This is a genomic window from Lysobacter sp. FW306-1B-D06B (assembly GCF_038446665.1).
Classification (GTDB): domain Bacteria; phylum Pseudomonadota; class Gammaproteobacteria; order Xanthomonadales; family Xanthomonadaceae; genus Lysobacter_J.
This window is the reverse complement of sequence record NZ_CP151802.1, coordinates 2,499,386-2,512,302: the sequence shown is the minus strand read 5'-3', so window position 1 is coordinate 2,512,302 and position 12,917 is coordinate 2,499,386. Positions and strand designations below refer to the sequence as shown.

Below are 12,917 nucleotides of genomic sequence, written 5' to 3'. Positions count from 1 at the left end.
CAACCCGCAGTGCAGTAATGCACTGACGGTAAAGACCGTGACGCTTCGTTTCCCCTCATCCGCCTTCGGGCACCTTCTCCCGGAGGGAGAAGGGAAAAGCAGTTGGCGGAGGAAAGAGCCGGTCCGACTCAGAAGTCGTACCGCACCGCCAGGCTGTACTGGCGCGGCGCACCATAGAACCCGGTCAGCACGCCCAGCGCGGCGTTCAGGTTGTAGCCCGTGGTGCGGTATTCCTTGTCGGCCAGGTTGGTGCCCTGCAGCGAGAACGACCAGTTGTCGTCCAGGCGCCAGATCACGCCCGCGTTGATCAGCCCGTAGCCGTCCTGCGTGATCGGCAGCGCGCCGGTGCGGACGATCTCCGTCGTGGCGACTACATCGTCCTGGTAGCTGTAGCCCACGCGCGCGGAGATGTCCCCGCCGTTCGACAGCGGCGTGCGGAACTCCACGTTCAGCGCACCGGAGAACTCGGGCGCGTTGGTGAACTCCTGCTCGTCGGCGATGTTCACACCGGCGTAGATGAACTCGTCGTACTTCGCGTCCAGCCAGGCGACGTTGCCGCTGATCAGCCAGTGCTTGGTCGGCAGCCACTGGTATTCGACTTCCACGCCTTCCACCGTGCCGGAGCCGGCGTTGGTGAAGTCGCCGAAGAACGCGTCGTTCACACCGTCGCCGTTGCTGTCGTAAGACGTGAACACCGACAGCTGGATGTCTTCGTACTTGTTGTGGAACGCGGCCAGGTTGAGGAACAGCGTCTGGTCGAGGAAGGCCATCTTGCTGCCGATCTCGTAGCTGTCGACCGACTCGTCGTCGAACGGCTCGGCCGAACGCGGCACTGCCGTGGCCTGCGCGCGGATGTTGTAGCCGCCCGACTTGAAGCCGCGCGAGGCCAGGCCGTAGATCATGATGTCCGGCGTGATCTGGTAGTCCAGCGAGACCTTCGGCGAGGTGTTCTCGAAGCCGATGCGCTTGTCGAAGTTGGCCGCGATCGGCGTCGGGTTGTTGGCCGCGCAGCGCACCGCCAGCGTGGAGAAGGTGGCATCGGTGTAGCAGCGGTTGAGCACGACGGCATGCTTGCGTTCGTCGGTGTAGCGCGCGCCGACGTCGAGCTTGAGCTTGTCGGTCAGGTCGAACGTCCAGTCCGCGTAAAGCGCCCACTGGTCGGTGTAGATCGTGCCCTGCGTGTCGCCGAAGGACGCGTTGAAGAAGTTGTTGAGGACCTGCCCGCCGGCCTGGCCGTCGAAGAAATACAGGCCGACGACACCGCGGCTGCGACCGCCGCCGTCGTAGTTCACCTGCAACTCGTTGCTGACCTGTTCGTCGCTGTAGAACGCCTTCACGTCGGCGATCTTGTTGGGCAGCGTGTCGAAGTCGATGTTGGTCTCGGTGTCGGACTCGCGCTTGGCGAGGATGTACTTCACCGCCCAGTCGTCGTTCACGCGCCAGTTCACCGTGGCCGAAGCGCCCTTCATCTCGGTGTCGTTGACGTTGGGCATGCCGCTGCGGATGTCGTAGCGCGAATCCAGCGGCGCGATGCCCGGCGCGAAGCGGTTGGGCGCGAGCATCTTTGCGCCGCGCACGCCGGACTGGTCGTCCATCCAGTCGAAGGCGAACTGGATGTCGAGGTTTTCGTTCACGTACGCGCCGAGCTGGCCGCGCGCGGCGAGGATTTCCTTGTCGCTCACTTCCTGGCCGCTGAACAGGTTGTCGCCGAAACCGTCGCGGTTGAGGCTGGCCACGGCCAGGCGGCCGCGCAGCGCGCCATCGCCCACCGAACCGCTGGCGGCGGCGCGCACGTCGAGCTGGTTGTAGTTGCCCACCGTCACCGACACCTGGCCGTCCGGCTCCACGCTCAGGCCGCGCGAGATGTACTTGATCGCGCCGCCGATGGTGTTCTTGCCGTACAGCGTGCCCTGCGGGCCGCGCAGCACTTCGATGCGCTCCACGTCGAACACGTCCAGCAGCGCGCCCTGCGGACGGGCGATGTAGACATCGTCCATGTAGATGCCCACGCCCGGGTCCACGCCCCACAGCGGATCGGACTGGCCGACGCCGCGGATGTAGGCGGTGATCGTGCTGGACGAGCCGCGCGCGGCGTAGATGGTGAGGTTGGGCACCTGCGCGTCGAGGTCGCTGAGGTCCTCGATGTTGAGCTGGTCCAGCGCGTCGGCGGTGAACGCGGTGACGGCGACCGGCACTTCCTGCAGCGTTTCCTCGCGCTTGCGCGCGGTGACGGTGACGCCGCCGAGCGTGGTGGCTTCCTCGCCCTGCGCGGCGACGGTTTCCTGCGCATGCACGGTCGGGGCCAGCAGCGCGGCAGTGATGGCCATGCCGATGGCGATGCTCAATCCGGTGCGGGTGCTCTTTTGCTTGATCATCTCGACGCTCCTCCCCCAACTCGTTCAAGGACGTCCACCGTGTGTTGCCGGCGGACGAAATGGACGACGGCCCTCCCCGTCATGGAGGCAAGCCTAGAGCGCAAGGTCCAAAGACCGCTCCTGTACCTTCGGACAATGCCAACGATCGGCGGGGCTGCGGAGACTGGCCCCGTCTTCCCACTCACCGGGATGACCGCGGGCCTCCAAGCCCGTCATTCCCGCGAACGCGGGAATCCAGCGACTTGAACGTCGCGCGAAGGCACTGGATCCCCGCGTTCGCGGGGATGACGGATCGGAAGCGACGACCGCAGTACTCCACTGGCTTCGGGGAACCCAATGGCATTTCTGATCGTGCTGGCCGCGCTGTGCTTCCTGATGTTCGTGGCCTACCGCGGCTACAGCGTCATCCTGTTCGCGCCGGTGGCCGCGCTGGGCGCGGTGCTGCTGACCGATCCGTCGCTGGTCGCGCCGATGTTCACCGGCCTGTTCATGGACAAGATGGTCGGCTTCCTGAAGCTGTATTTCCCCGTGTTCCTGCTCGGCGCGGTGTTCGGCAAGCTGATCGAGCTGTCGGGGTTCTCCAAGTCGATCGTCGCCGCCACGTTGCGCCTGTTCGGCGCCGGCCGGGCCATGTTGTCCATCGTGGTGGTGTGCGCGCTGCTGACCTACGGCGGCGTGTCGCTGTTCGTGGTGGTGTTCGCGGTGTACCCGTTCGCAGCGGAGTTGTTCCGCCAGAGCGACATACCCAAGCGCCTGATCCCCGGCACCATCGCGCTGGGTGCTTTCACTTTCACCATGGACGCGCTGCCGGGCACGCCGCAGATCCAGAACATCATCCCGACCACGTTCTTCGGCACCAACACCTGGGCGGCGCCGGTGCTGGGCACGGTGGGCGGTGTGTTCATCCTCATCGTCGGCCTGTTCTACCTGGACTGGCGCCGTCGCGTCGCGCTCGCGCGCGGCGAAGGCTATGGCACCGGCCTGGTCAACGAACCCGCGCCCTTCACCGGCCAGCAACTCGCGCATCCGCTCATCGCGATCGCGCCGCTGGTGCTGGTGGGCGTGTCGAACAAACTGCTGACTTCGGCGATCCCGCGCTTCTACGGCGAGAGCCACAGCTTCGATCCGGCCGTCATCGGCGGCGCCGCGCCGGTGGTGCAGGAAGTGTCGAAGATCGCCGCGATCTGGGCCGTGCAGGGCGCGCTGCTGCTGGGCATCCTGGCCGTGCTCGCGTTCGCGTGGAAGCCGGTGATGGCGAGCTTCGTCGAAGGCAGCCGGTCGGCCATCGGCGGCGCACTGCTGGCCTCGATGAACACCGCATCGGAGTATGGTTTTGGCGCTGTCATCGCCGCCCTGCCCGGCTTTCTCGTGGTGGCCAACGCACTGGCTGCCATTCCCGATCCGCTGGTGAACCAGGCCGTCACCGTGACCGCGCTGGCGGGCATCACGGGTTCGGCTTCCGGCGGCATGAGCATCGCGTTGGCGGCGATGTCGGAAACCTTCATCGCCAATGCGAACGCGGCCGGCATTCCGATGGAAGTCCTGCACCGCGTGGCCGCGATGGCGTCCGGCGGCATGGACACGCTTCCGCACAACGGCGCGGTGATCACGCTGCTCGCGGTGACCGGCCTCACCCACCGGCAGGCGTACAAGGACATCTTCGCGATCACGCTGATCAAGACCACGGCGGTGTTCGTGGTGATCGGAGTGTTCTATGCGACGGGATGGGTGTGAGGTTATCGGGCCGCGCCAACGCGTAGCCCGGGTAAGCGAAGCGCACCCGGGTTCAACGTCGCCGCACCGTCGATCCGTGACGCGCCCCGGGTGCGGCCTTCGGCCTTACCCGGGCTACATGGTTGGATCCCGGCTTTCGCCGAGATCACCTCTAAACGGACTTCACCGCATCCGTGATCGGCAAGGACACCGTCACCAGACTCGGATCGTCCGGATGGGTCACCACCGAGAACCCCAGCGCGCGGCACATCTCGATCATCGTGCGGTTCTCCTGCAGCACCTCGCCCTCGATCGAACGCAGGCCGAGCCAGCGCGCGTACTCGATCATGATCTGCATCAGCCGCCAGCCCAGGCCGTGGCCCTTGAGGTCCGATCGCACCAGGATGCCGTACTCGCCCTTGTCGTAGTTCGCGTCCGCATGCAGGCGCACAGCGCCGAGCATTTCGCCCGACGCCGGCTCGATGGCGACCAGCGCGATCGAGCGCGCGTAGTCGAGCTGCGTCAGCTGCGCGATGAACTCGTGACTGAAATGGCGCACCGTCTGGAAGAAGCGCATGCGCAGGTCTTCATCGGAGACGCGGCCGAAGAAGGCGCGGAACATCTCCTCGTCCTCCGGACGCACCGGGCGCACGAACGCCGTCGCGCCATCGGACAGGACGATCTCGCGCTCCCACTCCTTCGGATACGGACGGATCGCGAAACGCGGATGGCCCGGCCCCTTGTGCAGCAGGCGCGAGGGCGACACGCCGATGCGCGCGTCCACCGCGATCAGGCCGTCCTTGTCGGCCAGCAACGGGTTGATGTCGACCTCGCGGATGTCCGGCACGTCGCCGACCAGCTGCGCCAGCTTCACCAGCATCAGCGCGACGGCACGCTCGTCGGCGGCGGGCACGTCGCGGTAGGCCTTGAGGATGCGCGAGACGCGCGTGCGCCCGATCATCTCGTGCGCCAGGCGAAGGTCCAGCGGCGGCAGCGCGAGCGCCTTGTCGTCGATCACTTCCACCGCGGTGCCGCCGCGACCGAACACGATCACCGGGCCGAAGGTCTCGTCGTCCACCATGCCGGCGATCAGTTCGCGCGCCTTGGGGCGGGTGATCATCGGATGCACCGTGACGCCTTCGATGCGCGCGTGCGGACGTGCGTCGCGGGCGCGCGCCAGAATGGACGCGGTGGCCTCGTGCACGGCCTGTTCGCTGAAGAGGTTGAGGCGGACGCCGTCGACGTCGGACTTGTGGTCGATGTCGGGCGAGAGGATCTTCACCGCGACCTGCAGACCCTCGGCGAGCAGCGGCGCCGCCACGCGCGCGGCTTCGTCCGCATCGCGCGCCCGCGCGACCGGCGTGATCGGAATGTCGTAGGCGCGCAGCACACGCGTGACTTCGACCGGATCGAGCCAGCGCCGCCCTTGCGCGATCGCGCCTTCGACGATGGCGCGCGCCGTGGACGTGTCGACGACGAGGTCGTCGGGCAGGCTGGGCGGCGTCTCCATCAGCGTCAGGCGCGCTTCGCGATGGCGCACCAGGTACATGAAGCCGCGCACGGCGTCGGCTTCGGTCGGGTAGTTGGGAATGCGCGCGGCGTTGAGGCGATCGGCGGCCGCATCGTCCGCGCCGAGCCACACCGCGAACACCGGTTTGCGCGCGAGATGGCGCGGCAAGGCATCACGCGCCTGCGCAAGCGCGGCGGCGCGGCTGTCCGCACCGATCAGCGCGGTCGGCACGTTGAGCACGAGCAGCGCGTCGTTGCCCGCATCGGACGCCAGCGCCTGGAACGCGGCCTGGTACGAGGCGTTGTCGACGTCGCCGTAAAAATCCACGGGATTCGTGCCGGGCCAGGCCATCGAGGCGATCGGGCGCATGGCCTCGCGCGCTTCGTCCGACAGCACCGCTAGCGTGCCGCCCATGTCGAGCAGGCGATCGGCGGCGAGCGCGCCGGTGCCGCGGCCGTTGGCCATGATCGCCAGTCGTCGGCCCGGCAGCGTCTCGACGCGGCTCAGGGCTTCGGCCGCGGAGAACAGCTCGTTCAAGGCGCGCACGCGCAACATGCCGGCGCGGTGGAAGGCCGCCGCGTACACGGCGTCGGGCGATGCCAGTGCGGCGGCGTGCGTGCCAGGCGCGGACGGACGCGGCGCGTGCCGCCCGGATTTCACCACCACCACCGGCTTCAGGCGCGCGGCGGCGCGCGCGGCGGACATGAACTTGCGCGCATCGCGGATCGATTCGACATAGAGCAGGATCGCGCGCGAATGGCGATCGCGCGCGAAGTAGTCGAGCAGGTCGGCGAAGTCCACGTCGAGTGCGTCGCCCAGCGCGGCCACCGCGGAGAAGCCGATCGAACGCCCTGCGCCCCATTCGACCAGCGCGGCGGCAATGGCGGCCGATTGCGAGATCAGGGCGATGTCGCCCGGCGGCGGCGTGTGCGCGGCGAAGCTGGCGTTGAGCCTCGCGTGCGGCGCGATCACGCCCAGGCTGCTGGGGCCGGCCAGGCGCAGGCCGTGCTCGCGGGCGATCGCCTGCAGTTCCGCCGCGAGCGAACCCTCGCCCTGCCCGAGCCCCGTGCTCAGCACGACCGCGGCGGATGCGCCGTGTTCGGCCGCCGCCTTCGCGTACTTGGGGACCATCGCGGCGGGCGTGGCGATGACGACCAGCTCCGGCACGAACGGCAGGTCCGCCAGTCGCGCCACGGAGGCGACGCCCTCGATCTCGCGGTGGCGCGGGTTCACCAGTCCGATGGCGCCGGTGAAACCACCGGCCTGCAGATTGCGCAGCACGGCGCGGCCGATGGAACGCTCGCGCGGACTGCCGCCGACCACGGCGACGGAGGCGGGAGCGAACAGCGATTCGAGGGAATAGGTGCTCATCGGGCGTATCGCCAGTCCACCATCATGCACCGCCACCATGCACGCGGCCATGGGGAAGTTTCAAGCTGACATGCCATCGCACGGGCGCGCAAATGGACTTGGGTTCAACACAGCGAGGTCCACATGCGACACGACGTCACGATCCGCTTCGAAGGCATGCCCGTATCCGGGGCACTGCGCGACACCATCCATCGCCATGCGACGAAGTTGTGGCAGTTCGCACCGCAGTTGCAGTCCTGCGATGTCGCGGTGCGTCATGCGGAGCACCGGCACCAGCATGGAAACCGGTATGCCGTGCATGTTCACGCAGTGACGTCCGGCGCAACGTTCGAAGCCGGGCGCACACCGCCGAAGGATCATCGCCACGAGGACGTCTACGTCGCCGTGCACGATGCGTTCGAAGCGATGCGGCGGCAGTTGTCGGAACACGCACGCGGTCGCCGCGAAGGCGTTCGCGATGCGGGAGCGGTCTACGCCGAGGTTGTGTAGTCCCGTCTTGAGATGGCCCTATCCGCAAGCAACTGCCCTCCGCCCCTGCCGTCATTCCCGCGCAGGCGGGAATCCAACTGACCGCCGTCATTGCGTCCTCCGGAAGGCGTGATGCCCTCACAGTTGGGTCCCCGCCTACGCGGGGACGACGGCATGGGCGCGGATGCGGCAGGACTCGGCGCCCGATCTAGCCTCCGCCGGGATGACGGGATGCGGGGCGCGCGTTAGTATTTTGACTAACGCGCCCCCGAGGCGCCCCATGCGCTGCCGCCCGTGTCCGTTCCGCCCCGCAAGATCGTGCATGTCGACATGGACGCCTTCTACGCGTCCGTCGAGCAGCGGGACGATCCCTCGTTGCGCGGGCGGCCGGTCGTGGTCGCCTGGCGCGGGGCGCGCTCGGTGGTGTGCGCGGCCAGCTACGAGGCACGCCGCTTCGGGGTGCGCTCGGCGATGCCGGCGATCCGCGCCGAGCGCCTGTGCCCGCAGGCGGTGTTCGTGCCGCCGGACTTCACGCGTTACAAGGCCGTCTCGCGACAGGTGCGCGAGATCTTCGCCCGCCACACGGACCTCATCGAACCGCTCTCGCTCGACGAGGCCTATCTGGACGTGAGCGCGACCAAGACCGGTCTTCCCACCGCCACCGCCACCGCGCAGGCCATCCGCGAGGCCATTCGCGAGGAGACGCACCTCACCGCCTCGGCCGGTGTCGCGCCCAACAAGTTCCTGGCCAAGATCGCCTCCGACTGGCGCAAGCCGGACGGGTTGTTCGTGATCCGCCCGCATCAGGTCGAAGCCTTCCTCGCGCCGCTGCCCGTCGGCCGCCTGCCGGGCGTGGGCAAGGTCATGGAGCAGAAACTGGAGGAACTGGGCATCGCCACCGTCGCCGACCTGCGCGCGCTCGGGGACGCCGAACTGGAATCGCGCTTCGGCCGTTGGGGCCGGCGCCTGCACGAGCTCTCGCTGGGCATCGACCACCATCCGGTCGAACCCGAGCGCCCTACCCTGCAGATCTCCTCCGAAGACACCTTCGAGCGCGACCTGCTTCTGGAGGAAGTGGAGGCGCATATCGAGCGTCTTGCCGGCAAGACCTGGGACGGGTATTCGCGTGAGCTGGAACGCGATCCCGACCGCATCGCGCGCACCATCGTGCTCAAGCTCAAGACGGCCGACTTCCGCATCCTCACCCGCAGCTTCACGCCACCGGAGCGCCCGGCCAGCGTGGAGCAACTCACGCGCATCGCCTGCGATCTGCGCGCGCGCGTGCCGCTGCCCGCGGACACGCGCTATCGGCTGGTGGGAGTGGGCCTGTCGGGGTTCATCGATCGCGACGAGGAAAGCGTCGCGCAGAGCGATCTGTTCGAACCCGCCACCGCGACGCCCTAGCGACGCTCGTTCAGCCCGTCCTTTTCCAGCGCACGCGCCGCCGATTCCAGCGCGGCGCGCTGTGCGGCGTCGAGGCCGGCGCGTCTCGCGAAATCGGCGACATCTGCAAACACGCCCTCCTCGCGCCGGCTGAGCAGTGCGCGCTGCGCGATTGCCGCGTCGATGCCCGGCAAGGTGCGCAGTTGCTCGGCTTCGGCGGTGTTGAGGTTCACCGCTACGTCCTGGGACGGCATGCCCGGCAACTTCACCGGCGTGCGGCCGAGCAGCCACAGGTCCGGTCCGAGCGTGGCGCGCAGCAGCGCCGGCTGCTGCGCCACGCGCGCCTGCAGCTGCGCCATCTGCGCCCGTGCCGGCTTGAGGCCCGCGATGAACCCGGCCATGTCGCCGATACGTCCGCGCTCGGCCATCGCTTCGGTCGCACGCGGCATGGCGGCATCGGCGGTGGCGCCGTAGGTCGTGTCGAGCACGACGCCGCGCACGCGCGCGCAGTCGGCGGGCACGTCGGCGCAGTAGTGGTCGACGACATCGAGGAACACCGGCGAATCCGAACGGATCGTCCAGCCATCGGAACGCGCAAGCGTGCGGAACAGCTGCGAGTAGCGCGCCACGATCGCCTCGCGCGAGCCCTCGCCCGGCACCAGCCAGCGGTAGAACAGCGTGGCGATCACGCCTTCGGACGACATCATCTGCTGGCCGTTCTTCAGCCGCGCCATGTCGAAGGCGGTGCTTTCGTTGGCGCGCGACCAGGCTTCCGCGTCGCTGCCGGACGGAACCAGTTGCTGCTGCACGAACAGGTTGCGACGCACGCCGTCGATGCGGCCGACGCGATCGAGATTGCTCAGCCAGAACGGCACGAAGGGCTTCGCGTCCAGGCCCAGCGTCAGGTTCTCCAGGCGCGGATTGCGCGAGTACCGCCGCACCAGTCCCTGGAAATGCGTGGCGAAGCCTTCGTCGAACGCGGTCGGGTAATCGGTGACGCTCATGCTGCTGTGCGGCGTGCGCGACCAGCCGTACGGCAGGCCGGGCATCAGCCGACGCAGGAATACATGGCCCATCTCGTGGGTGAAGATTTCCTCGAAGCCGCCATCGGCCACGATGTCGGCATCGACGACGAGATCGACGAACAATTCGTCAACGAAACGGCGGCGGCCGTTCTCTTCCAGCCAGAAGCCACGGCGCGCGAAGCCGCCGTCCTCGGCCGAGAGATACAACCACGTCGGCACCCGCGTGCGCGCGCCGGCGATGCGCTGCGCGCTTTCGTCCAACGCCAGCACGGTGGCCACGAAGCCGTCGCGAGCCTCGCGCTGCACTTGCTCGTAGAGCGCACCAGACGTGACACGCGTGACCACTGGCGCCGGCCGTCCGGCCGGGTCCGCCTGCACCTGTGGCTGCCCGTCGGCGAGTACGGGCGCGAGTACGCCCAATTCAGCCGCCGCGACCGGGCTCATCGCCAGGGCCAGCAACCCGCCTGCACACCACGCCATCGTCTTCGACATCGTCCGATCTCCTCGATCGTACGCAGGATGGCGCACGGACGCAGAGCCGCACGCCTGCCATGCGGCGGCCCACTGCCGACACTTGCCAGCGGCCACGGTTCGCGCTTGGGCGCCGCGTCATGACGAACGCGACGCGGCGCGGGAGGCGGCCTCAGCCGTGGGGCGTGCAGCGGTCGAACAGGTCCAGCGTCGCGTCGTACTCCGGCGTGCGCACCTGCATCAGGCCGAGCACGGAGTGGAACAGGTTGTCCTGACTCACCGGCTCGTGGCTTTCGCGCTTCATGCAGGCGATGTCGATGTCGCGTTCGGCCGCCATGCCGGGGGAGAGCCACATCACCATCGGCACGTGCGTCTGCGTGTCCGGCGCGATCGCGTACGGCACGCCGTGCAGGTACAGGCCGTTCTCGCCGAGCGATTCGCCGTGGTCGGACACGTAGATCAGCGCGGTGTCGCGCGCGGACTGCTCGGCGAGGAAGCGGATCGTTCGCGCGAGGAAATCATCGGTGTAGAGCACGGAGTTGTCGTAGGCGTTGACGATCTCATCGCGCGTGCAGTCGCCCAGGTCGGCCGTTTCGCAGGTCGGCGTGAAACGGCGAAGACGCGCGGGATAGCGATGCGCGTAGCTGGGCCCGTGGCTGCCCAACTGGTGCAGCACGACCACCATGTCGCCGGGCCGACGCGCAACTTCCTCCGACAGGCCGTGCAGCATCACTTCGTCGAGGCAACCTTCGGCCGTGCAGGCCGCGGGATCGCGCGCATGCTCGAACGACTGGAACGGGAGTCCCTCGCACACGCCCTTGCAGCCGGTCTGGTTGTCGCGCCAGAGCGTGGCGATGCCCGCGTGATCAAGCACGTTCAGCAGCGACTGCGAATGCTCGATGCGGTCCTTGTCGTAGTGCGCGCGACCATAGGGCGAGAACATGCAGGGCACCGAGACTTCCGTGGCCGAGCCGCAGGACGTCACGTCGGTGAAGTTGATCGGACCGATCGCACGCAGCTGCGGCGTGGTCTGGCGCGCATAGCCGTTGAGAGCCCAGTTCTGCGCGCGGACTGTTTCGCCCACCACCAGCACCACCAGGCGCGGCTTCGCACTGGGCCCGCGACCGACGACGCGCGCGTTCACGCCGATGGGCGCCTTGGGTTCGTGGCGGCGTGCGCCGTCGTGCTGGAGCACGCGCACCAGCGACACGAGGTAATTGCCTGGCGTGATCAGGTGGCGGACTTCCTTGTGATTGCGCATCAGCGCGGACAGATCCTGGAACGAGACCATCATCGCCCCGCACGCCACCAGCAACGAAAGCACGATGCAGGACAACCGCACCAGCACGCCGCGCCCCACCGACCGCGGGCGCAGCCGCACGCGCCACACCAGCAGCGTCGGCACGACCCCCAGCGCCAGCAGGCTCGGCAGCATGCCCAAGGAAAGCAGCTCGCCGGACTCCTTGCCGTCGGTGTGCAGGATGTTGCGCAGCATGTCGGGGTCGAGATAGACCGTGTACTGGCTCATGAAGTGCGCCGCCAGCGCGGTCACCGGCAACAGCACGGTCAACACCGGCCGGAACGTCCAGCGATTGAGCAGCAGGCACAGCAGCAGCATGTTCAGCGCGCCCACCATCAGCACCAGGCTGAGCGCGGTCAGCCAGCCCTTGGGCCCGTGCAGGGTGCCGGTCGCCGCCACCGCGCGGAAGAACGCGCCGTTGCAGAACACGGTGAAGAACGCGGCCACGAGGAAGGCGAGCCGTTCGACCGTCATCTCCGGTCGCAACGACGACAACCGGCGAAGGCCGCGCAGCGCCTCGTCGAAGGGACGGTGGCGGACGATCGAGCTCATGCCGCCGCTCCCGACTGCGTGCCGAGGCCGGCCGCGAGCCAACGCGCCCGCACCAGGCGCGGTCGGAACGCCCACCACGTCGCCAGCGACACCGCCCAGCAGATCGCCGCCGTGCCGATGTCGTGCGAGACGAAATGCGCGCCGCGCAGCTGTTGCGCGATGCCGAACATCAGACCGGCCGCGAATCCGATCGCCAACCCGGCCCAGCGCCAGCGCGGCCGCACCGCGCCGAAGAAGAAGTACAACGCGAACCACGCATATCCACCGCTGGCGTGACCGGCGGGAAAGCACGCGCCGCGCGGCAGGCCCACCGGCCGCACCGTCCACAGTCCGATGTAGGGACGATCGCCGCCGTAGCGCAGCAGGTCCCACGGGCAGTCCATGTTCGACCAGGACTTGATCCACGCCACGCACAGCATCGACAGCGCAGTGGCGACGAGCAGGTACGCCAGCGGATCGCGCAGGTGCGACCAGGCGTCGCGTCGTTGCGAAACCACCCACGCCACCAGCAGCGTCAGCCACAGTGCGATGCCAACGTCGCGCCCCGCGCGGTGCGCGATACCCTGCGTCAGGAAGGCGTCCCGCAGGACCCAGTGCCCACCCTGCAGCGCGTACAACCGATCGGCCAGCCACTGATCGCCACCGCCTGCCATCGCCAGCGCCAGCAGCGCGGCGACCAGCAACGCCGGCAGCACCGCATGCGTCCACACCAGACGCGGACCGTCGCCGGGTTGAAGGCTGGGCAAGGC

Annotated in this window: 8 protein-coding genes; 3 read left to right on the top strand and 5 right to left on the bottom strand. The window is 68.3% G+C overall.

Features of this window, described 5'->3' with window-relative positions; translation table 11 throughout:
- Positions 1-128 precede the first annotated feature (128 nt).
- Positions 129-2,375, bottom strand: coding sequence for a TonB-dependent receptor (locus AAFF32_RS11545; protein ID WP_342315252.1), 2,247 nt, complete (start codon positions 2,373-2,375; stop codon positions 129-131).
- A gap of 336 nt (positions 2,376-2,711) precedes the next feature.
- Between AAFF32_RS11545 and AAFF32_RS11540 the strand changes: the two genes are divergently transcribed.
- Positions 2,712-4,109, top strand: a complete 1,398-nt coding sequence (locus AAFF32_RS11540; RefSeq protein WP_342315251.1) for a GntP family permease — start codon at positions 2,712-2,714, stop codon at positions 4,107-4,109.
- Positions 4,110-4,260: 151 nt separating this feature from the next.
- Here AAFF32_RS11540 and AAFF32_RS11535 read toward each other — a convergent pair whose 3' ends face one another.
- Positions 4,261-6,969, bottom strand: a complete 2,709-nt coding sequence (locus AAFF32_RS11535) for a bifunctional acetate--CoA ligase family protein/GNAT family N-acetyltransferase (protein WP_216958305.1) — start codon at positions 6,967-6,969, stop codon at positions 4,261-4,263.
- A 123-nt stretch (positions 6,970-7,092) separates the two neighbouring features.
- On the opposite strand from AAFF32_RS11535, the gene AAFF32_RS11530 reads away from it, so the two are divergent.
- Complete coding sequence (locus tag AAFF32_RS11530) at positions 7,093-7,458, top strand: HPF/RaiA family ribosome-associated protein (protein ID WP_342315250.1); 366 nt, start codon at positions 7,093-7,095, stop codon at positions 7,456-7,458.
- A gap of 273 nt (positions 7,459-7,731) precedes the next feature.
- On the top strand, positions 7,732-8,841 hold the full coding sequence (gene dinB / locus AAFF32_RS11525) for a DNA polymerase IV (protein ID WP_216958309.1): 1,110 nt from the start codon (positions 7,732-7,734) through the stop codon (positions 8,839-8,841).
- On the opposite strand, the gene AAFF32_RS11520 is transcribed toward dinB, so the two are convergent.
- The 3 genes from AAFF32_RS11520 to AAFF32_RS11510 all read right to left on the bottom strand — a co-directional run bounded on the left by AAFF32_RS11520 (position 8,838) and on the right by AAFF32_RS11510 (position 12,914).
- Positions 8,838-10,337 carry a helix-hairpin-helix domain-containing protein gene (locus AAFF32_RS11520; RefSeq protein WP_342315249.1) on the bottom strand — a complete coding sequence of 500 codons (1,500 nt, stop codon included), beginning with the start codon at positions 10,335-10,337 and terminating at the stop codon, positions 8,838-8,840. The genes dinB and AAFF32_RS11520 overlap by 4 nt on opposite strands.
- 151 nt (positions 10,338-10,488) lie before the next feature.
- Entirely contained in the window at positions 10,489-12,168 is a 1,680-nt protein-coding gene (locus AAFF32_RS11515) for a phosphoethanolamine--lipid A transferase (protein WP_342315248.1), read from the bottom strand.
- The gene (locus AAFF32_RS11510) at positions 12,165-12,914 is read right to left on the bottom strand and encodes a phosphatase PAP2 family protein (RefSeq protein ID WP_342315247.1); all 750 of its coding nucleotides are present in this window, start codon (positions 12,912-12,914) and stop codon (positions 12,165-12,167) included. Before AAFF32_RS11510 ends, AAFF32_RS11515 begins: the two co-directional genes overlap by 4 nt.
- Between the last annotated feature and the right edge of the window lie 3 nt (positions 12,915-12,917).